The sequence below is a fragment of the Stutzerimonas kunmingensis genome (genome assembly GCF_900114065.1).
In the GTDB taxonomy this organism is placed as follows: domain Bacteria; phylum Pseudomonadota; class Gammaproteobacteria; order Pseudomonadales; family Pseudomonadaceae; genus Stutzerimonas; species Stutzerimonas kunmingensis.
In genome coordinates, this window is the sequence record NZ_FORS01000006.1 from 170,409 (window position 1) to 190,301 (window position 19,893).

The 19,893-nt window shown below is 61.2% G+C and carries 16 protein-coding genes; 4 read left to right on the forward strand and 12 right to left on the reverse strand.

All coding sequences use genetic code 11. The features are described from left to right. Positions 1–16 precede the first annotated feature (16 nt). The 8 genes from BM275_RS15795 to secA form a co-directional block, all read right to left on the reverse strand. A complete protein-coding gene (locus tag BM275_RS15795) occupies positions 17–793 on the reverse strand; it encodes an alpha/beta hydrolase family protein (protein ID WP_090522253.1) in 777 nt (258 codons plus the stop codon). Further along, the gene (locus BM275_RS15800; protein ID WP_090522254.1) at positions 780–1,907 is read right to left on the reverse strand and encodes a DUF3182 family protein; all 1,128 of its coding nucleotides are present in this window, start codon (positions 1,905–1,907) and stop codon (positions 780–782) included. The genes BM275_RS15795 and BM275_RS15800 overlap by 14 nt, the downstream gene beginning before the upstream one ends. A gap of 153 nt (positions 1,908–2,060) precedes the next feature. Further along, a complete protein-coding gene (ahpF, locus tag BM275_RS15805) occupies positions 2,061–3,623 on the reverse strand; it encodes an alkyl hydroperoxide reductase subunit F (protein WP_090522255.1) in 1,563 nt (520 codons plus the stop codon). Positions 3,624–3,743: 120 nt separating this feature from the next. Then, entirely contained in the window at positions 3,744–4,307 is a 564-nt protein-coding gene (gene ahpC / locus BM275_RS15810; RefSeq protein WP_003284760.1) for an alkyl hydroperoxide reductase subunit C, read from the reverse strand. A 169-nt stretch (positions 4,308–4,476) separates the two neighbouring features. Beyond that, positions 4,477–5,418: a Nudix family hydrolase gene (locus BM275_RS15815; RefSeq protein ID WP_090522256.1), complete on the reverse strand. Its 942-nt coding sequence runs from the start codon at positions 5,416–5,418 to the stop codon at positions 4,477–4,479. Continuing rightward, positions 5,415–6,047, reverse strand: a complete 633-nt coding sequence (locus BM275_RS15820; RefSeq protein ID WP_090522257.1) for a glutathione S-transferase family protein — start codon at positions 6,045–6,047, stop codon at positions 5,415–5,417. The genes BM275_RS15815 and BM275_RS15820 overlap by 4 nt, the downstream gene beginning before the upstream one ends. Positions 6,048–6,170: 123 nt before the next feature. Then, positions 6,171–7,388, reverse strand: coding sequence for a bifunctional glutamate N-acetyltransferase/amino-acid acetyltransferase ArgJ (gene argJ, locus BM275_RS15825; protein WP_090522258.1), 1,218 nt, complete (start codon positions 7,386–7,388; stop codon positions 6,171–6,173). Between the two features lie 114 nt (positions 7,389–7,502). Beyond that, positions 7,503–10,241 (reverse strand): preprotein translocase subunit SecA, encoded by a 2,739-nt coding sequence (gene secA / locus BM275_RS15830; protein WP_090522259.1) that lies wholly within the window; start codon positions 10,239–10,241, stop codon positions 7,503–7,505. 282 nt (positions 10,242–10,523) lie between these two features. Here secA and BM275_RS15835 point away from each other — a divergent pair, with 282 nt between their 5' ends. The 4 genes from BM275_RS15835 to BM275_RS15850 all read left to right on the forward strand — a co-directional run bounded on the left by BM275_RS15835 (position 10,524) and on the right by BM275_RS15850 (position 12,304). Beyond that, complete coding sequence (locus BM275_RS15835; protein WP_090522260.1) at positions 10,524–10,979, forward strand: DciA family protein; 456 nt, start codon at positions 10,524–10,526, stop codon at positions 10,977–10,979. Positions 10,980–11,101: 122 nt separating this feature from the next. Then, positions 11,102–11,566 (forward strand): hypothetical protein, encoded by a 465-nt coding sequence (locus BM275_RS15840; RefSeq protein ID WP_003299830.1) that lies wholly within the window; start codon positions 11,102–11,104, stop codon positions 11,564–11,566. 96 nt (positions 11,567–11,662) lie between these two features. Next, positions 11,663–11,917: a YebG family protein gene (locus tag BM275_RS15845; protein WP_003299828.1), complete on the forward strand. Its 255-nt coding sequence runs from the start codon at positions 11,663–11,665 to the stop codon at positions 11,915–11,917. 117 nt (positions 11,918–12,034) lie between these two features. After that, complete coding sequence (locus tag BM275_RS15850; RefSeq protein ID WP_042922310.1) at positions 12,035–12,304, forward strand: DUF3509 domain-containing protein; 270 nt, start codon at positions 12,035–12,037, stop codon at positions 12,302–12,304. Positions 12,305–12,474: 170 nt separating this feature from the next. Here BM275_RS15850 and BM275_RS15855 read toward each other — a convergent pair whose 3' ends face one another. From BM275_RS15855 to BM275_RS15870, 4 genes are all read right to left on the reverse strand, one after another. Further along, positions 12,475–15,096 (reverse strand): LuxR C-terminal-related transcriptional regulator, encoded by a 2,622-nt coding sequence (locus BM275_RS15855; RefSeq protein ID WP_041016219.1) that lies wholly within the window; start codon positions 15,094–15,096, stop codon positions 12,475–12,477. A gap of 251 nt (positions 15,097–15,347) precedes the next feature. Then, positions 15,348–16,709, reverse strand: a complete 1,362-nt coding sequence (locus BM275_RS15860) for a DUF1329 domain-containing protein (RefSeq protein WP_031297208.1) — start codon at positions 16,707–16,709, stop codon at positions 15,348–15,350. Positions 16,710–16,810: 101 nt separating this feature from the next. Next, positions 16,811–18,616, reverse strand: coding sequence for a DUF1302 domain-containing protein (locus BM275_RS15865; RefSeq protein ID WP_020308396.1), 1,806 nt, complete (start codon positions 18,614–18,616; stop codon positions 16,811–16,813). A 531-nt stretch (positions 18,617–19,147) separates the two neighbouring features. After that, entirely contained in the window at positions 19,148–19,705 is a 558-nt protein-coding gene (locus tag BM275_RS15870) for a hypoxanthine-guanine phosphoribosyltransferase (RefSeq protein WP_090522261.1), read from the reverse strand. Positions 19,706–19,893: the final 188 nt, after the last annotated feature.

Sequence of the window (19,893 nt, forward strand, 5' to 3'; positions counted from 1 at the left end):
GGCGAGTGCTGACCTGCTACTCGTCGACCGCCTTGAAGCCCTCAGGGGATTTTTCGTCGAGACGCGCGCCGATGATCATCTCGGTCGCCCAGTTCACCAGAATCGAGGTGTAGGCCTCCTGGCAGCGCTCGTTGCTCAGCGCATGGTCGGCACCGTCGATGATGCGATGGGTGAGGGAGTGGGTGCCGTGGAAGGCGGCACGATAGCTCATGATGGTTTCGTGCGGGACGAAGGTATCGTGCTCGGATTCGACGATCAGCACGTCGCCGCGAAACGCCGCGCAGGCGGCCAACGCGCGGTTCTCGTCCGGTAGCACGCGCCGGCTGCGCAGCTGGTTGAGGATGTCGCGATCGAGCTGCCGCTTGGGCACCTGCCACTCCTCGTCGCGGTACAGCGCCGGCACGCGCAGGGCCAGCCACTTCACCGGACGCAGCGCGGTGAGAATCGCCGCGAGGTAGCCGCCATAGCTGGTGCCGACCACTGCAATCGCGGAGGGGTCGATATGCGGGTGCTGGGCCAGCAGATCGTAAGCGGCGAGCAGATCATTGAGGTTCTGTTCCCGCGTCACGGTTTCCTGTTGCGCGCGGGTCTGCGCATGGCCGCGCAGATCGAACGACAGGCAGACACAACCAAGCCCGGCGATACCGCGCGCGCGGTTCAGGTCACGCTGCTGGCTGCCGCCCCAACCGTGCACGAACAGCACGCCTGGCATCTTCTCCGGCGGTGAGAGGAAGGTCCCGGCGATATGCTCATCACCTACCAGGATGTTCACCATCTCGCTATGCGTCGCCATAGTCCTCCACCGTTACACACTTGGTGATGAAACCCACATCGGCGTCCTCGTCCCGATACAGAACTTGCGCACCGGCCGGCACGCTCTGCTCGCGCCCATAGAACTCCAGCGAAGACGCCTTCACCGCGCGCGCCGAAGTGCCTTGCCTGAAGACTTCCAGGGCAGCCACTTCAGCGCTGCTGGCACCGCCGATACGCCAGGATTGCTCGAGCACGCCGGAACGTGACCGGCCCCGGCCATCGACGCCCTGAGCGATGTCGTAGTTGCGTCGCGAGGCGAAGAAATGCCGATAACAGGCCGAGGCTGCCTCGTCGTAGACCTGCGCCTGACGCACGGCCAGACGTGTCGTCTCCGGCAGATCAAGGGCCATCAGCGCCTCGAAGTCGCCATCGACGACCACTAGATCCGAGCCGCCATACACCTCGTTGCCCGCGTTGTCCCGAGTCAGGCGCTGCGTACCGTAGTAACTGGCCAGACGGCCCCCGACACGTACCTGGCCGACACTGAAGGTGATGACGCGATCCAGATGCGCCTCTAGGACCAGGCCGTACTGGGCCAGCTCCTTTTCATCGAGCGCAAACAAGGCCTCATCGAGGGTATCGGCATCATCGACGCGCTGCTGCCCGCGGCCACCCGTGGCGCGTACCGGCTTGATCCGCACCGGACCTTCGTGCAAAAGGCGCCGCCCGGCGTCACGCGCATCCTCGATGCTGAAGGCGCTGTAGCCGGCCAGCACGCTGCCCTTGACCTGGGTACTGAAGTCCCGCGACCAGCCGACCGGCGCTACGGCGTCCGGACGCACCAGCGGGTGGGTGATCGCTTTGGTTTCGACAAAGGCCTGCGGCACGACACCACCAAACAGGTCACCCTCCTCGTTCAGCCCCAGCTCCTGGGCTTCGCGGAGGCCGACGACGGTGCCCGACGGTATCAGGTAGGGATGGGCGTCATAGCGACGCGTTGGATCGTACTCACCGCCGTAACTCGTCTCCAGCAAGGTCGCCAGGCGTTCGGCCAAGGCCGCGTGGACGACCTTCTCGTGCTGCGGCTCGCGTGGTCGGTTGGCATAGGTCAGCACGACCCGGCGTGAGCTCTGCAGCGTTTGCGCATTCATCATCGTTGTGGACAGCTCCATGGACTGCTCGGCATGTACGTCCTGAGACCCGGCGCGCCGGCAGGCGTTCGCTTCTGCCTGAGCGTCCCGCCGAGCGCCAGAAACGAAAAAGGGGAGCAACCTCGCGGCTGCTCCCCTTCTTTATTGCGCTTCGATTCAGGCCGGCGCGGACGACCGGATCAGGTGATCGAAGGCGCTCAGCGAGGCCTTGGCCCCTTCACCGACGGCGATCACGATCTGCTTGTACGGCACCGTGGTCACGTCGCCGGCAGCAAACACACCGGGAATGCTGGTCTGGCCCTTGGCATCGACGATGATCTCGCCGAAGCGCGACAGCTCCAGGGTGCCCTTGAGCCATTCGCTGTTGGGCAGCAGGCCGATCTGCACGAAGATGCCTTCCAGCTCGACGTTGTGCAGCTCGTCGTTAGTGCGGTCCTTGTAGACCAGGCCGGTGACCTTCTGGCCGTCGCCCTTGACCTCGGAGGTCTGCGCCATCTTCAGCACGCGGACGTTGGGCAGGCTGTTGAGCTTGCGCTGCAGCACGGCGTCGGCACGCAGTTCCTCGCCGAACTCGAGCAGGGTCACATGAGCGACGATGCCGGCCAGGTCGATGGCCGCTTCGACACCAGAGTTGCCGCCGCCGATCACCGCCACGCGCTTGCCCTTGAACAGCGGGCCGTCGCAGTGCGGACAGTAGGCGACGCCACGGCCGCGGTATTCCTGCTCGCCGGGCACGTTCATTTCGCGCCAGCGCGCGCCGGTGGCGAGGATCAGGGTCTTGGACTTGAGCTCGCCGCCGTTTTCGAACTGCACACGATGCAGGCCGTCGTCGCCGGCCGGGATCAGCTGGCTGGCGCGCTGCAGGTTGATGATATCGACGTCGTACTCGCGCACGTGCTCTTCCAGCGCGCGGGCCAGTTTCGGGCCTTCGGTTTCCTTCACCGAGATGAAGTTCTCGATGGCCATGGTGTCGAGCACCTGACCGCCGAAGCGCTCGGCGGCGACACCGGTGCGGATGCCCTTGCGCGCCGCGTAGATGGCCGCTGCGGCGCCGGCCGGGCCACCGCCGACCACCAGCACGTCGAAGGCGTCCTTGGCCTTGAGCTTCTCGGCGTCACGGGCGCTGGAGCCGGTATCAAGCTTGGCGAGGATCTCTTCCTCACTCATGCGACCCTGGGTAAACAGTTCGCCGTTGAGGTAGATGCTCGGCACCGACATGATCTGACGCGCCTCGACTTCGTCCTGGAACAGCGCGCCGTCGATGGCGACGTGCTTGATGTTCGGGTTGAGCACCGCCATCAGGTTCAGCGCTTGGACCACATCCGGGCAGTTCTGGCAGGACAGCGAGAAGTAGGTTTCGAAGCTGTAGTCGCCATCCAGCGCCTTGATCTGCTCGATCACTTCCGGTGCAGTTTTCGACGGATGGCCGCCGACCTGCAGCAGGGCCAGGACCAACGAGGTGAATTCGTGGCCCATAGGGATGCCGGCAAAACGCAGGCTGATGTTGCCGCCGATGCGGTTGAGCGAGAACGACGGCTTGCGTGCATCGTCACCGTCGGTCTTGAGGGTGATCTTGTCGCTGAGACCGGCGATGTCCTGCAACAGGCTCAGCATTTCCCGGGATTTCTCGCCGTCATCGAGGGACGCGACGATCTCGAAGGGCTGGGTGACCTTCTCCAGGTAGGCTTTCAACTGGGTCTTGAGATTGGTGTCCAACATTGGCAGCGGTACCCCGTTCGGAATTCTGGAAATAAAACGCCCGGACGGTTCGCGTCCAGGCGTTGGGTTGCCAGAGGGCTTTGAAAAGCCCTCTGGCACGCAGGGCAGATAGGCGAAGCCTTAGATCTTGCCGACCAGGTCCAGCGAAGGAGCCAGGGTCTTCTCGCCCTCTTTCCACTTGGCCGGGCAGACTTCACCCGGGTGAGCGGCGGTGTACTGAGCAGCTTTCAGCTTGCGCAGGGTTTCCGACACGTCACGAGCGATCTCGTTGGAGTGGATCTCGACGGTCTTGATCACGCCTTCCGGGTTGATCAGGAAGGTGCCGCGCAGGGCCAGACCTTCTTCTTCGATGTGCACACCGAACGCGCGGGTCAGCTGGTGAGTCGGATCGCCGATCAGCGGGAACTGCGCCTTGCCAACGGCAGGGGAAGTTTCGTGCCAGACCTTGTGCGAGAAGTGGGTATCGGTGGTGACGATGTAAACTTCGGTACCGGCCTTCTGGAATTCGGCGTAGCTGTTGGCAGCGTCTTCGATTTCAGTCGGGCAGTTGAAGGTGAAGGCAGCCGGCATGAAGATCAGCACGGACCACTTGCCCTTCAGGGATTCTTCGGTGACTTCAATGAACTTGCCATTGTGGAAGGCATTGACTTTGAAGGGTTGAACTTGAGTGTTGATCAGCGACATCTGCTAACTCCTTTAGGGGGTTCAGAAACTTTGACGGGGCCTACGATAACGCAGCTAGCAGCATACCGTTAATTGATTAAGGGAATGACCGCGATTGCTTTCATCTATCGAAGACGCATTTATCGGGTTTACAGCAGCATCGCCAGTGACCTGCATCAGCGTCAGCCGTTCAATCCGGCCAGAACGCTCGAATCGCAGCGACACCCTGCGCACCTGCCTGGCGTGCCGGGGACAGGTCGGACGCCTGAAGTCCGCCCAGCAGGTAGGCCGGTCGGTCGAAGCCTAGCAGCAAATCCGCGACCTGCGCCCAGCCCAACGGTGAGGCATCCGGATGGCTGGCGGTCGCCAGCACTGGCGACAACGTGACGAAATCTACTCCCAATGCGGCTGCCAGCGCCAGCTCCTCGGCATCGTGACAGGACGCCGCCAACCAGCGGTTCGCCGCGATCGGTCGTTCCCGCCCCGCATGCTCACGCAGCTGCCTGGCGGTCAGATGCCAGCCAGCCTCGGGATAATCGCATGCCCACTGTAGCGGGCCCTTGAGCATCAGCTGAGCCCGCCCCTCGCACAAGGGCAGCGCCCGCTCTGCCAACGCACGGTAGTCGGTAGGCGGTAGCGACGGCACACGCAGCTGGATCAGCCGTATGCCGTCATCCAGCGCTTGCGCGAGTCCATCGAGCAACCGTTGCGGGGCGAGGCCATCCGGCGTTATCAGATAACGGTGCGGCAGCCGCGCAGCCGCCACGATCGGCTGGTTCGCAGCCGGGAAGCTGTAGTTCGTCAGCTGATCCGCCGTCACCCACATCAGCGGCTGGCCTTCCGCCCCGTGGGGTTCACCGGTAAACGCCTGCACCTCCCAGACATCGAGCAGCACTTGCTTGTCCGGATAATCGTGGCGCACTTGGATCAACGGCTGCGCCGCGGTGACAACGATGCCCAGTTCCTCCAGCAGCTCACGCGCCAACGCAACCTCGACGTGTTCGCCCGCCTCGACCTTGCCGCCCGGGAATTCCCACAATCCGCCCTGGTGCTTGTCGAGCGGGCGCTTGGCGATCAGTACACGCCCGCCGGCACCAAGAATGACGGCCGCAGCGACATGGATTCGTTTCACTTTCGCACTTCCTGCAGGGCGCCCTGCTGCCAGCGCTGGAAAGCCGGCCACCGATGGATCGTCTCGACGTAACTTGCTGCGGCAGCTGGCAAGGCCACCTGATAACTTCGCAGGCGCGAAGCCACCGGCGCATAGAAGGCGTCGGCAATGCTTGGCTGGCCAAGCAGATAATCATCGCCCCTGCCAAAGCGCTCGCAGCAATCGCTCCAGATGGCGCAGATTCGCTCGACATCTGCCCGCACTTCATCGGGAAGCTCGGGCAAGGCCTGGTCGCGCGCCATATCCATCGGCAGATGGCTGCGCAGCGCCTGAAAGCCGCTGTGCATTTCCGCGCAGATACTCCGCGCCAATGCGCGCGCATAGCGCTCGCGCGGCCATAGATGTGCACCGGGGAAATGCTCGGCCAGGTATTCGGCGATTGCCAGCGAATCCCACACCGGGCCGTCCTCGGTCAGCAGCACCGGCACCTTGCCGGTCGGCGAATAACCGAGCAGCCGGGCTCGACTGTCCGGCCGATAGAGTGAGACCGGAACCTGTTCGCACGCAGCGCCAGACAGTTCCACTGCCAGGGCGGCGCGCAGTGACCAGGATGAATAGTTCTTGTCGCCGACTACCAGTTGCAGAGCCATGACCGACGCACCTCGAGTTGCCTTCGGAAGAGTCAGCGGACGTTAAAGCGCGGCAAGCGCAAATGGCAATTCCCGTTGCACATGGGGCCATGCACAACGGGAATAGCTAAGGGCAGTATTCGATCAGGTCCGGTATTCGGCGTTGATCTTCACGTACTCGTGGGACAGGTCGGTGGTCCAGATGGTCTCGCTGCAGTCTCCACGTCCGAGCTCGATACGGATGGTGATTTCCTCACGGGCCATTACCGCCGCGCCCTGCTCTTCCGTGTAGCTGGGCGAGCGAGCGCCCTGGCTGGCGATGCAGACCTCGCCGAGGAACACATCGATCTTGCTCACATCCAGATCTGGCACGCCGGCGTAGCCGACCGCAGCGAGAATGCGGCCCCAGTTCGGGTCCGAGGCGAACAGCGCAGTCTTTATCAGCGGCGAATGCGCGACGGCATAGGCGACGTCCAGGCACTCCTGATGATTGCCGCCACCGTTGACCTGCACCGTGACGAACTTGGTCGCGCCTTCGCCATCGCGAACGATGGCCTGAGCCACTTCCATGAAGACTTCCAGCACCGCCTGCCTGAGCTTGCCGAACAACTCGCCGGAGGCGGAGGTGATCTCCGGCAGAGCCGCCTGGCCGGTGGCGATCAGCATGCAGCAATCGTTGGTAGAGGTATCACCGTCGATGGTGATGCGGTTGAACGACTTGTTCGCCGCATCGCGTACCAGATCCTGCAGCACGCTGCTGGCCACCTTGGCGTCGGTGGCGATGTAACCGAGCATGGTCGCCATGTTCGGCCGGATCATGCCGGCGCCCTTGCTGATACCGGTGACGGTGACCGTCACACCATCATGCTGGAACTGCCGACTGGTGCCCTTGGGCAGCGTATCGGTGGTCATGATGCCGGTCGCGGCCTCGGCCCAGTGGTCCGGCGACAGATCGTCGAGTGCAGCCTGCAATGCCGATTCGATCTTCTGTACCGGCAGCGGCTCGCCGATCACTCCAGTCGAGAAAGGCAGCACGGCCGTCTCGTCGATTCCGGTGATGGCCGCGAGGGCCGCACAGGTGTGACGGGCGTCGGCAAGACCTTGCGGGCCGGTTCCGGCATTGGCGTTACCGGTGTTGGTCAGCAGGTAACGCACCGGGCCGTGCATGCGTTCGCGGGTGACGAGCACGGGGGCAGCGCAGAAGGCGTTGGTGGTGGTCACGCCGGCGACACGGGAGCCCTCGGCACAGCGCATGATCACCACATCCTTGCGGCCCGGTCGCTTAATGCCGGCGGAGGCGATGCCGAGTTCGAAACCGGGTACCGGATGCAGGGTAGGTAAAGGACCAAGACCGACAGCCATGGATGCGCTCCTTCAGAACAATGGATGGCCAACAGGCCGAGAAAGGGGTTGCGACAAAAACGCCGCGAGCGGCAGAAGCCGGTCGCGGCGCGGAATCATCAGGCGAGGTCGGACTTACTGAACCTGCCCGTGGCAATGCTTGTACTTCTTGCCCGATCCGCACGGGCAGGGCTCGTTGCGACCGATCTTCGGTTCGGTACGCACCGGCGCCGCGGCGACGTCGGCCTGACCTTCGACCTCGGGCTCCTCCTCCGGCTGATCCAGCGCGGACACCTCGGCATGCTGGAACTGCATGCGCTTGGCCAGCTCTTCGGCTTCGCGGCGCAGACGGGCTTCTTCTTCGGCCGGATCTTCTCGACGAACCTGCACATGGGACAGCACGCGGATGCTGTCGCGCTTGATCGATTCAAGCAGATCCTGGAACAGCGTGAAGGACTCGCGCTTGTATTCCTGCTTCGGGTTCTTCTGCGCGTAGCCGCGCAGGTGGATGCCGTGACGCAGGTGGTCCATGGTCGAGAGGTGGTCTTTCCACAGATCATCCAGCACACGCAGCACGATCTGCTTCTCGAAGGAACGCAGTGCCTCGACGCCAGCCAGCTCTTCCTTCTCGTTGTAGGCGGCCAACAGCGCTTCGAGAATGCGCTCGCGTAGCGTTTCCTCGTAGAGTTTTTCGTCCTCGTCGAGCCACTGCTGGACCGGCAGACGCGTACCGAAATCGCTGTAGAGCACAGCCTCCAGGCCCGGGATATCCCACTGTTCCGGCAGCGACTGCGGCGGAATGTGTGCGCTGATCGCGGCGTCCAGCGCCTCCTGGCGGAATTCGGCGATGGTCTGGCCGATTTCATCGGCTGCGAGCAGGCTATTGCGCATGTGGTAGATCACCTTGCGCTGCTCGTTGGCCACGTCGTCGTACTCGAGCAGCTGCTTGCGCATGTCGAAGTTGCGGCCTTCAACCTTGCGCTGCGCCTTTTCAATGGCGTTGGTGACCATGCGGTGCTCGATGGCCTCGCCGGACTCCATGCCCAGCGCCTTCATGAAGTTCTTCACCCGATCAGAGGCGAAGATGCGCATCAGGCTGTCTTCCAGCGACAGATAGAAACGGCTCGAACCCGGGTCGCCCTGACGACCGGCACGACCGCGCAACTGGTTGTCGATACGACGGGATTCATGACGCTCGGAGGCGATCACATGTAGGCCGCCCGCTTCGAGCACCTGCTGGTGACGCTTCTGCCAATCCGCCTTGATCTGCGCAACCTGCTCTTCGGTCGGGTTTTCCAGCGCCGCGACTTCCACTTCCCAGTTGCCGCCCAACAGGATGTCGGTACCACGACCGGCCATGTTGGTGGCGATGGTCACGGCACCGGGGCGGCCCGCCTGGGCAATGATTTCGGCTTCCTTGTCGTGGTGCTTGGCGTTGAGCACCTTGTGCTCGAAACCTTCGGCCTCCAGCAGGCGCGACACGTATTCGGAGGACTCGATGGTGGCTGTACCGACCAGCACCGGACGGCTCTGCTCCCGGCACTCCTTGATGTCGGAGATGATCGCGGCGAACTTCTCTTCCTGGGTCAGATAGACCAGGTCGTTGAAGTCCTTGCGCGCCAGCGGGCGGTTGGTCGGGATGACCACGACCGGCAGGTTGTAGATCTGCTGGAATTCGAAGGCTTCAGTGTCGGCGGTACCGGTCATGCCGGACAGCTTCTTGTACAGGCGGAAGTAGTTCTGGAAGGTGGTCGAAGCCAGGGTCTGGCTCTCGGGCTGAATCTGCAGGCCTTCCTTCGCTTCGATGGCCTGATGCAGACCTTCGGAAAGGCGGCGGCCCGGCATGGTGCGGCCGGTGTGCTCGTCGATCAGCAGCACCTGGTTGTTCTGCACGATGTATTCGACGTTGCGATGGAACAGCTTGTGGGCGCGCAGGCCAGAATACACATGTGTCAGCAAACCGAGGTTATGCGCCGAATAGAGGCTTTCGCCCTCGGCCAGCAGACCGGCTTGGGTCAGCAGCTCCTCGATATACTGGTGACCCTGTTCGTTCAGCTCGACCTGGCGGGTTTTCTCATCGATGGAGAAATGCCCTTCCTGAGTAACGACTCCCTCCTCTTCCTCGATGTGCTGGGTAAGGCGTGGAATGAGCAGGTTGATCTGCTGGTAAAGCTTGGAGCTGTCTTCAGCCTGGCCGGAAATGATCAGCGGTGTGCGCGCTTCGTCGATCAGGATGGAGTCGACTTCGTCGATCACGGCGAAGTTGAGTTCACGCTGGTTCTTTTCCTGCAGGCTGAACGCCATGTTGTCACGCAGGTAGTCGAAGCCGAACTCGTTGTTGGTGCCATAGGTAATGTCGGCTGCGTAGGCAGCGCGCTTTTCTTCCGGCGGCTGGAACGGGGTGACGATGCCGACCGAGAGGCCAAGGAATTCGTACAGCGGGCGCATCCAGTTGGCATCGCGTCGCGCCAGGTAGTCGTTGACCGTGACTACGTGCACACCTTTGCCGGCCAGCGCATTGAGGTAAACGGCCAGGGTAGCCACCAGGGTCTTGCCTTCACCGGTACGCATCTCGGCGATGCGCCCTTCGTGCAGGGTCATGCCACCGATCAACTGGACATCGAAGTGGCGCATGCCCATGACGCGCTTGCCCGCTTCGCGGCAGACGGCGAATGCTTCGGGGAGGATCTGATCGAGGGTTTCGCCTTTCTCGAGACGGGCCTTGAACTCTTCGGTCTTGCTGCGCAGTTGCTCGTCGGAGAGCGACAGCATCTGCTCTTCGAGGGCATTGACGGACTGCACCGCCTTGAGCATGCGTTTGACCTCACGCTCATTCTTGCTTCCAAAGAGTTTCTTCAATAAAGGCGCAAACATATCGACAAAGACTTCCATGCTGGGGATGGAGGCACGTCCGCGAGGTCACGGCTGCGTGCAAAGGGGCCATTCTACTCGGAAACGGCAGTGAGGAAAGGTGCCTGACTGCGCAGCACCATGACGCAACGGACGCGCTACCGGGCACCTGTACATTCGCAGCTGGCAGGCGATAAACCCTCTAGGCTGGGCATTTGCGCAGCACGCCAAAGCCGGAGGCGGCAGGATAATCCCCGAACCGGCTTCTGCTACCATTCACGCTTCTACCAAGCATCTCGGACCATCATGGCCTTTCGCCCGTCGCCGGCTCGTGCTCCTGCCTCATTGTTGCGCGAAGCGAAGCCGCTCAGAGCTTTGTTCGACGAAGCCCTTCGGCTCGATCGTCTGCAACAGCTGCTGGAGAGCCAGTTGCAGCCCGCAGCACGCGAACACTGCCGCGTGGCATCCTGGCGCGAAAGTTGTCTGCTGCTTATCGTCACTGACGGCCACTGGGCGACACGGCTGCGCTATCAGCAGCGGCGTCTGCAACGTCAACTGGAAGTGCTCGAAGAGTTCGCGGGCCTGACGCGTATCCAGTTCAAGGTACAGCCACCGCCCCCGCCCAGGCACACGCCGGCGCGTACGCAACCGCTTTCGAGCAACGCCGCCGACAGCATTCAGGCGGCAGCTGATGGCATCCGCGACCCCAAGCTTCGCGCTGCACTGGAACGTCTGGCCAGCCGCGGCAAAGTGGAAGACTGACATCCTGCGACAAATGCCTGCCACATCGTTGTTGCCCGGGGTCCGCCGCCACGGGTTAGCATGCCCCCATCGCAACGGAGGACGTCCATGCTGCCCAACCACCTGATCGTCGGTACTCGACCATGCTGATTGGCGCTCTGCTCATCCTGACCTGGCTGGTACTGCTGATCCGCTATCCATTCAGGGCCGTACCCATTTCACTGGGTGCCGTGCTCGGCCTTGCCTTGGTCGCTGGCTGGGTACTCTGGCAGGAGCATCGCGAAGAGCAGTTGCTCGCTCGTATCGAAATTCAGCTGACTCACGACCCTCGTCGCTGCGCCGGCGGGCAGCCGCTGCATGTGCGCCTGCACAATCACACCGACAAGAAGTTGCAGAGCCTGCAGTGGGAAGTCGCCGCCTATGCGCCGGGCTCGCGCACCAACCTGGCGCGACGCGCCTACGATGCACCGGACTACCAGGGGGCAGGTGGCCTGCAGCCCGGCGCAAGCTGGGAATCCTGCCTGCCGCTACCGCTGCTGCGCGCCGGTTACCGCGCCGCCACACTGGAGTTTCGGGCCGAGCGCGTGCAAGGCCGATTCGAGAACTGACGAAACTCCGCTTCCTGCGCAGACTTTCAATCTTCGCCGCAGCCGCTTATGCTGTACAAATAAACAGTATCAATCTGCCAATGACCGAGGTGGTAAATGGCCGTCGAAGTGGTGTACCGCAGCAGTCGGGACCTGGAGCGTTTGTTCATGGATAAAGCCGAAGCCGATCGTCACGACAAGATGCTTGAGCTGGCAGAGGCGCTAGCTGCGGTGTTGCAGCAAGCTTCGCCGTCGCTGAGCGAACAGCAAGCCGAAGACATCGGCATCTACATGGCCAGGCACCGCGAGTTGTTTGCCAAGGCATTCAAGAGCAGCCCCGATGTTCTGACGGAACTGACTGCGCAAGCATGAAATGAGATAGCAGGTATGCCAGCGACATTTTTGCGGCGGTCATGCCGTTGCGCCCGGGAAACTTGTCATCGCCTTGCCTGGTCCATTGCTGGCAACCCCTCACACAGGTATCCAGGCATGACGAGTCCATTTCAGAAGATCAGTGATGTGTTTCGTCCGCGCTACAACGTCAACTTCAGCATCGAGAAGCCCGATGGCAGCATTCTGCTGACATTGACGGGCTCGGAAGGCGTTGCAGTGAAGCGCTACATCAGTGCCGACCAATGGCGCGATCAACAGCAATTGCAGCGACTCATCACCAGCCTGCAAGTCAGTCTGGCCATCGAGCGCGGCGAGCAGTTACCACAACGGATGTCCCACGGAGGCTTGCAACCCGCACCAGTGTAATGTCATCAACCTGACTGCCTGCAGGTTGCGCCGCTCCGCCCCGAAACTTACCCAATAAAAACAAGAATCCATCTTCGTCTGACAGCTGCCAGGCTTGCAGCGAATCGTCGCGCCTGAACTTTGCTGTTTCAGGCGCGACGATGAATGATCCCTTGGATAACTGCTTGTTCTCAGAGCCAGGCCAGCGCTTTGGCCTTCGCCACCGCCTGAGTACGGCGCGCGACACCCAGCTTCGTGTTGATCCTGCGCGCATGGGTCTTCACGGTATGTAGGGATATGAACAGCTGTTCGGCAATCTCCTGGTTCGAGCACCCCTGGGCAATCAGCCGCAACACCGTCAGTTCGCGGTTGCTGAGCACCGTTTCATCCGCTGCCGGGAGCGTCATTTCCGGCTCACGCTCGTAGCTCAGCAGCCGCTGCCGAAGTGATTCACCCTTCGCTGCGGGTAGCACTCGCGCCAGCCATTGCGGCTGCCGATACTGTAGTTCGTACAAGGGCTTGACCAGATGCTGACGCGCGGCCTCGCTGAGCGCCAAACGCAGCTCCAGCTCCGCCTCGGCGACCTGGCCATCGGCCTGTAACGCTTCCGCCAGACTGAAACGACACTCGCATGCGAGCCCCAGACGCTGGGCAAGCAGGTTCTGCTCGATCTGCTCACGCAAGGCTGTGATCGCTCGTGCTGGCTGTCCCTCGAGCACATCGATGACCGCCAGATAGCGCCGCACCCGAGGCAACAGCTCGTAGAATCCGGACGGCGACAGGTAACCCCGTCCTTCATACAGTTCCAGTACCTGATACAGCGCACCACGCGCCTTGCGCAGCTCGCCCTGATGCAGCCAGGCCACTCCGTTTATCAGCGGCAGGATGCCGCGGAATCTCGCCTCAGGTACATGTCGCCACTGAGACAGGCGCTCGGCGTCCCGCAGCCAGTGATAGGCGCAGGCAAACTCGTGACTGCGCGCGGCAAGCTCGGCAAGCCCGACATAACCGAAGAAACAGTAGGAATCACCGCAGGTTTCGGTCTCCGCCTTACCGAGCTGATATGCCTCCTGCGCCGGCTCGTCGAGCCCCTGGTAAGCCAGTAGATGCCCCTGCAGCAGTTGCAACCTGCCGATGAGAGGGCTGCGCCGGACGGAGTCACGCAACGCCTGGAGTGTCTCGTTGAGCACGCCGACCGCACGCTCGAACTCACCGGTGAGCTCAAGCAACTGGATTCGATCGACGCTGAGCATCACTTCGTAGAGCACGCTACCTTTTAGCCGTGCGAGTTTCATGCCTTCGCTGTTGTATTGCTGGGCAAGCTCGAGCTCACCTTCAGCCATCGCTTGCTGCGTAAGCACCTGATAACAGAGCACGCGCTGCGCCCAGGCGTGATCGGACAGTACCTCGAGCGCCTGCAGGCAGTTCTGGCGTGCCTCGGGCTCACCGCGCAGGCGGGCCAGAAACCCCCGAAGGGCCTGCCACTGAGCCAATAACTGGGCTTGCCGGCGCGCATCGGGTTGGGGGAAGAACTTGGCCAGCTCGGCCAGACAGTCATCCACTTCATCAAGTCGCGCCGAAATGATCAGCGCCCAGCCCTGCAAAACGATCAGGCGCGTGGTGCTGGCGAACAGGTCCTGTGGCAGCTCGCTTCGCCATTTCAGAAAGCGCGATACGTTATCGCCGATCAGCAGCTGTTCCTGTCCGTAACGCTGCAGGTAGTTGGCAGCGACCTCAGGCTGGCCGGCCCATAATGCATGCTCTACCGCCTCGCGCATCTCGCCGCGACTGGCGAACCACTGACAGGCACGCAGATGGGCCTGGGTCGGCGCGGTCGTTTCTGCGGAGCGCTGCAGCATCAGCGCCAGCGGCTTCCACAGGCGAAACCACTCACCGCAGTTATCGATCTGCCGAATGAAGAGCTGGAGCGTCTTGAGGATATCGAGGATTTCGCGACCAACACCGTCGAGCACATGGTCGCAAAGCTCTGCCGAGAAACGCGGCATACGCGCCAGTGCCAGCATGGCCCGCCGCACTTCATCGCTCAGTCCAGCCATGACCTCACGCTGGACGTAATCACGCAGCAATGGCGTCCCGGCAACCAGACGCTCACGCAGCGCCTGCTCATCGGCGTGGAGCAACATCAGACAGACTCCAGCCGGCCACCCCTCCATCACATGATGCAATTGCTGAAAAGTCTCGGACGAGAGCGTCAGACGATGGACGCTCAGGAGTTGCTCGAGCTCTTCGGCGGTGAACGCCAGCGCTTCCGCCTCCAGCTCCAGAAGGTGCCCTTGCAGCAGGAGCCGTGGAAGCTTCCACGCTGGCTGGCGGCGACTGGATACCCACCAACTGATTTGTGCCGGCCCCATGTCCAACAACATATCAATGCAAGCATCGAGTTCCGGGCTGTAATCACGCGGGTAGTCGTCGAGCATGATCCACAGCGGCTGCCGGACTTGTCGCAGCAGCGCCAGCATGTCGTTCTCGGAACGATCATCCTTGCCCGTCCGCTCCCCCAACGCATCGCTCAACTGGCCGTAAAGCGCCTGAACCGTACATGCCCGCCCGCCGAGATCCAGCCACACCAGGCGTGTGCCCGGAGGCACCAAGCGCGCGCACTCGCTCATCAGCACGGTCTTGCCAAACCCGGCTGGGGCGCAGATCAGGCGCAGACGGCAATCGGTATCGAGCAGCGCACGAACCAGCCTGGGCCGGTCGATATGCAGCGGCGGCAGCCGAGGAATGGATGCGAGTTGCTCTACGGCACCTGCCTCTGCACTGAGCGCATCAGGAATGAAGCGTACGGACATGGCAAAGGTTCTCTTGTTCGAATCAGTCCATTGAAACACAGCGCGGTCTGTGCCAGGCATCGCGCTCGGTCGTTACCACGGGCAGCCGAAACGCCAGCCTTGTCGTTGCACACGTCGCATATTGGGCCCAGTGTTCCAGCAATGCGATCGTCCTGACCTCGGGCACCGAATGGAAATTATCATCCACTGGTTCGCCGCAAAAAAAAAGGCGGCCACCTGGCCGCCTTATTCACAGGTTAAATGTCAGTCGATCAGCGCACCCCTGCGTTACGCAGGGCAGCCGGCGTGAAGTCCCGAGCGGAGGCACGATAGCCGTATTCGTGCGGCTTCTCCTCGTTACTCATGCCGATCGCGATGTAGCGGCCGGAGATGATGTCGTAGAGCGCCTCGAACGCGTAAGCCGGCACCTTGTGCTGGTAGTACTGCAGCGAGTGGGCCTCGCCTACACGCCAAAGCTGACCACGACCGTCGTACAGCTCCGACTGGACGATGGTCCAGCTATCCTCGTCGACGAAGAAACGGCGCTTGGCGTAGATGTTGCGCTCGCCACTCTTGAGCGTGGCTTCAATCTCCCAGACGCGGTGTAGCTCGTAACGCGCCAGATCCTGATTGACGTGGCCAGCCTTGATGACGTCGTCGTACTTCAGTTCGCTGGAAGCGATTTCATAGCTGTTGTACGGGATGTACAGCTCTTTCTTGCCGATCAACTTCCAGTCGTAGCGATCAGGTGCGCCGCTGAACATATCGAAGTTATCCGTGGTGCGCATACCGTCCGAAGCGGTACCCGGCCCGTCGTATGCAACTTGCGGCGCGCGGCGTACCCGACGCTGGCCAGCGTTGTAGATCCAGGCCTGACGGGGCTCCTTAACCTGATCCAGCGAGTCGTGCACCAGCAGGACGTTCCCTGCCAGGCGAGACGGCGCAGTCACCCGCTGTTTGAAGAAAAGCAGCGCGTTCTTGGCGCGCTCGGGATCCAGATCCGTCATACCCAGCGGGAACGCCACTTCGTCCTCGAAGTGAACCATGGTGTAGCTACCGTTGGTTTGCGGGGTAGCCTGGACGATATTGCGACGGACGTTGCCACCGCGATAGCGGGTGATATGGTTCCACACCACTTCCAGACCATTCTTCGGAATCGGGAATGCGTAATAACGGCTGTCGGTGAAGTTGGCGATACCGTTGCCGCCCTCGACGAGTTCGGTATTCACAGCACTCTTCTTCGCAGCCTCATAGATCTCATCCGGCACGGCGACCGAACGATGAGTCGGGAACACGCGAATCTTGTAGGTTTCCGGATAGCGCTTGAACATGGCCATCTGACCTGCGGTCAGCTTGTCCTTGTACTGTTCGGCGTTCTGCGAGGTGATGACGAACTTCGGCTGCTCGTCCTTGAACGGGTTAGTCAGATGCCCATTGTTGAGGGGGGCCGCGTCGGTCTTGAGACCACCGGTCCACTCAGGGATGCTGCCGTCGGCGTTACCGGCTTTTTCTGCGCCCAGCGGCGTCAGCGATGTACCGAGCTTGGCGGCTTCTTCTGGGGAAACGGCAGCCATCACACTGCTCGCGAGCAGGGAGAAGGCCAAGACACTCAATAGCTTTCCTGTTTTTTTCATACGATTCCAGTTCCTCTTGATCTTGTTATAGGCCGGAGGCCCATGCCTGTCGCTGATGTCCGGCCGATCATCCTCATCGGCCGGACACTCGGCTGGTCTCCTTAGAAGTTCACGCCCACGCTGAACGCGAGGAAGTCGCGGTCAACCAGCGTGTTGTAGTCGCCGCCGAAGAAATCGGTGTAGGACAGGCTGGCGGTGTACATATTCTGGTACTCGGCATCCAGACCAATGCTGACCGCCTTGGAGCCTTCGTTGAACAGACCGTTGGGGCCGTAGCCGTCGACGTCGTGGGAGAAGGACAGGTTGGGCTTGAGGTTGATGCCGGCGAAGACGTTGTCGTAGTCCGCGATGCCACGCAGGCGGTAGCCCCAGGAGTTGGCGGTGACGAAACCGTGGCGGCCGTAGCGGGCCAAAGCGGCTGGATCATCCGGGGTGCCGTAGATAGGATCACGCCCATAGCGCAGTTCGCTGGTGCTCTCGAGACCGCCGACATGCGTGTAGCCGACCTCGCCCACCACGGTCACCCTACCAGCGCCCAGTACTTGATCGAAGAAGTGAGTGAATGTGGTCTGCAACTGGGTGATTTCCTTGCGGTTGTAGCCGCGATTTTCTGCACCGAAAGTACTTTCAATGGGAGAGGTTCCCGGCGCAAGGGGATTAAGCAAAGCCCGAGTGAGGTCTTGAGTATTCAGCTGAACCGGTGCATTGGGTCGATAGCTGATCTCACCAGACCACGCGGTGCCAGTGGGCAATGTCGTAGAGAAGCTAAGGCCGTAAAGCTGGATATCTTCGGGGTACTCAAGGTAATAGCGGCCGTTGCCAAGCATGACGCTCTGCGCCAAACCAGAGCCAGCACCAGGCACGAGCCCATTAGCTGTACCGATAATGCCAGGCAGCTGCGCTGCGGTAGCCAAGCCAGCAGATCGCGTACTGACGTTTGGCGTCCGACTGTGGTAATTCATGAAATACGCACCATACTCGGTGGCATCACCCAACCAGCGCAATGCAAGACCGAACTGCCCCGAATCACGTGCATCCCGGTCGCCAGCTCGCGGCAAAACCACACCCTCAGGAGTGACTTCGAACCCCTGCCCGAACGCAGCAGCGACGGGTTGAAGAGGAGCGATTGCCGGGCTGCCCACGTGGTAGTTGGCATCACAACCATCCTGAACGACATCTACAGCGAAGAAAGTACCGCAATTATCGGCAACGGTCTGATCCCACTCGAGTTGATAGAACGCCTCCATGCTCAACCGGTCGGTCAGGCTCTGCGAGATGTAGAACATATTGACCGGAATCAGCCCCTCTTTGATCTCAGCACCCGGCCGGCGGAATGCTGCAGCGTCCAAGGGATTGATGGAGTTTATGCTGTTACCGATAAAGGTACTTTCGCCCCAGCTCACTACCTGCTTCCCAAGACGGACGGTCCCGGGCAGATCACCAACGGAATAATTGTGATAGACGAACGCGTCCAGAATTTGCGCGCCGGATGATTGAGCGGCTTCTTTCCGGTTGCTGTCGCTGATGTCCTTGAAAAGACGACTCTCATCCTTCAGCTCGAAGTCATACCAATACTTGCCGCGAACGAAGGCACCGCTATCGCGATAACGAAGCTCGAGATCGTGCACACCCTTGAAAATCTTGGAGAAGGTCTCGCCCTTCTTGAAGTTCAGACGACCATCGTCGCCGGTCTGGGTAAAGCCGGTACCGCCGTTGTTGATGCCGACCAGATCCCTGTCCCTGTCCGCCATGGACCAGCTGGCACCGATGGACATCGCCGAGTCGAATTGCCCTTCGATCTCGCCGATATTGAAGCTCACGGCGTAAGCCGGGGCGGCAGTGCCCAGCGCTACGGCGAGAGCTAGGGACTTCGGCTGGAAGATTCCTTGCCTTGTTGTTTTTGTCATGAGGCGCTCCTGATTGGTTCGAAGTGCGTAAACCCTACCCAGACGTAGAAGGAGGGTTAAGCGCACTAAGGTTTGATTTAGCTTGTAATCCTTTAGTATGAATAGCCTTTCCAGCATTGGCTTTCAGCGTGATTTCGTTCAGCCATGCGTATTTAAGGATGTTCTGAGCTTAGCCGTGAACGCTAGAAGCGCAAAGCCCGCCGCAGAGCCTTTCGTGCGGTTGAAATGAAGAAATGTCGGCTGGCTATCCGAAAGTAGTATTCACCATGCCGATAAGCAGCCCAATCCATCTGGATCAAGGCAGCCGGCATTGTGAAACACCAAACGCAGCCAGCGCGAGAACGAGCGGATCAGGCGCGGACACGCCACCGCTGCGTTACTTTAGGAAGCGCATATGGGGCCAATCGAAACGTAACTGCCGCAGCTCCCAGATCGCAGCGCGCATGACTGCCGCCAGGTCGGCGAATCGTCGCGGCCGTGTGGCTGCGCACTCATTGCGGGCGCGCATGACAATGAGCTCCGCCGAGACGCTTACATGCCCTTTACGGCGTAGATACCAGGGGCGTTGCGCCAGTAGCCCTTGTAGTCCATGCCGTAACCAAAAATGTAGCGGTCGATACAGCTGAGGCCAACATAATCGGCTTTGAGATCCGGGCGGGCCTTACGCTGATGATCCTTGTCGATCAGCACCGCTGTATGCACCGCGGCGGCGCCCGCGTGGCGACAAAAATCGATGATCGCACCCAGGGTGTGTCCTTCATCCAGGATGTCATCAATGATCAGCACGTCGCGATCGATGAAGGAGATTTCCGGCTTGGCTTTCCAGAAGAGCTCACCGCCACTGGTTTCATTGCGATAACGAGTGGCATGCAGGTAGGACAGTTCGAGCGGGAAGTTCAGCTTAGGGACGAGCTTGCCGGAAAAGATCAGGCCGCCATTCATGACGCAGAAGACCACAGGATTGCGGTCGGCCAGCTCGCCGTTGATCGTATCGGCGACCTGGCTGATTGCAGCTTCTACCTGTTCTTCGGTGTACAGGCAGTCAGCCTCGGCCATGACTTGGCGGATATGTGCGAGATCGACGGACATGATGCGATTCCCCTCAGAAAGATGAGTGTTAGAGCGCCAACTGAACCTGGCAACTCGCGCGGTTGAATCGCCGTATCCTGAACAGCGAAAACCTGACCGAACAGCCCACTTTCAGCCGTCCGCGAAAGGGCGGGGAAGATACCCACCCTCGCCGCGCGCAGCAAGTCTGCCGGCCGGATGACACGCGA

Excerpts from the sequence above, each read along its gene's own strand:
- BM275_RS15795 (WP_090522253.1), bottom strand. The coding sequence starts at position 793 with ATGGCGACGCATAGCGAGATGGTGAACATCCTGGTAGGTGATGAGCAT.
- BM275_RS15800 (WP_090522254.1), bottom strand. The coding sequence starts at position 1,907 with ATGATGAATGCGCAAACGCTGCAGAGCTCACGCCGGGTCGTGCTGACC.
- ahpF (WP_090522255.1), bottom strand. The coding sequence starts at position 3,623 with ATGTTGGACACCAATCTCAAGACCCAGTTGAAAGCCTACCTGGAGAAG.
- ahpC (WP_003284760.1), bottom strand. The coding sequence starts at position 4,307 with ATGTCGCTGATCAACACTCAAGTTCAACCCTTCAAAGTCAATGCCTTC.
- BM275_RS15820 (WP_090522257.1), bottom strand. The coding sequence starts at position 6,047 with ATGGCTCTGCAACTGGTAGTCGGCGACAAGAACTATTCATCCTGGTCA.
- argJ (WP_090522258.1), bottom strand. The coding sequence starts at position 7,388 with ATGGCTGTCGGTCTTGGTCCTTTACCTACCCTGCATCCGGTACCCGGT.
- secA (WP_090522259.1), bottom strand. The coding sequence starts at position 10,241 with ATGTTTGCGCCTTTATTGAAGAAACTCTTTGGAAGCAAGAATGAGCGT.
- BM275_RS15835 (WP_090522260.1), top strand. The coding sequence starts at position 10,524 with ATGGCCTTTCGCCCGTCGCCGGCTCGTGCTCCTGCCTCATTGTTGCGC.
- BM275_RS15840 (WP_003299830.1), top strand. The coding sequence starts at position 11,102 with ATGCTGATTGGCGCTCTGCTCATCCTGACCTGGCTGGTACTGCTGATC.
- BM275_RS15845 (WP_003299828.1), top strand. The coding sequence starts at position 11,663 with ATGGCCGTCGAAGTGGTGTACCGCAGCAGTCGGGACCTGGAGCGTTTG.
- BM275_RS15850 (WP_042922310.1), top strand. The coding sequence starts at position 12,035 with ATGACGAGTCCATTTCAGAAGATCAGTGATGTGTTTCGTCCGCGCTAC.
- BM275_RS15855 (WP_041016219.1), bottom strand. The coding sequence starts at position 15,096 with ATGTCCGTACGCTTCATTCCTGATGCGCTCAGTGCAGAGGCAGGTGCC.
- BM275_RS15860 (WP_031297208.1), bottom strand. The coding sequence starts at position 16,709 with ATGAAAAAAACAGGAAAGCTATTGAGTGTCTTGGCCTTCTCCCTGCTC.
- BM275_RS15865 (WP_020308396.1), bottom strand. The coding sequence starts at position 18,616 with ATGACAAAAACAACAAGGCAAGGAATCTTCCAGCCGAAGTCCCTAGCT.
- BM275_RS15870 (WP_090522261.1), bottom strand. The coding sequence starts at position 19,705 with ATGTCCGTCGATCTCGCACATATCCGCCAAGTCATGGCCGAGGCTGAC.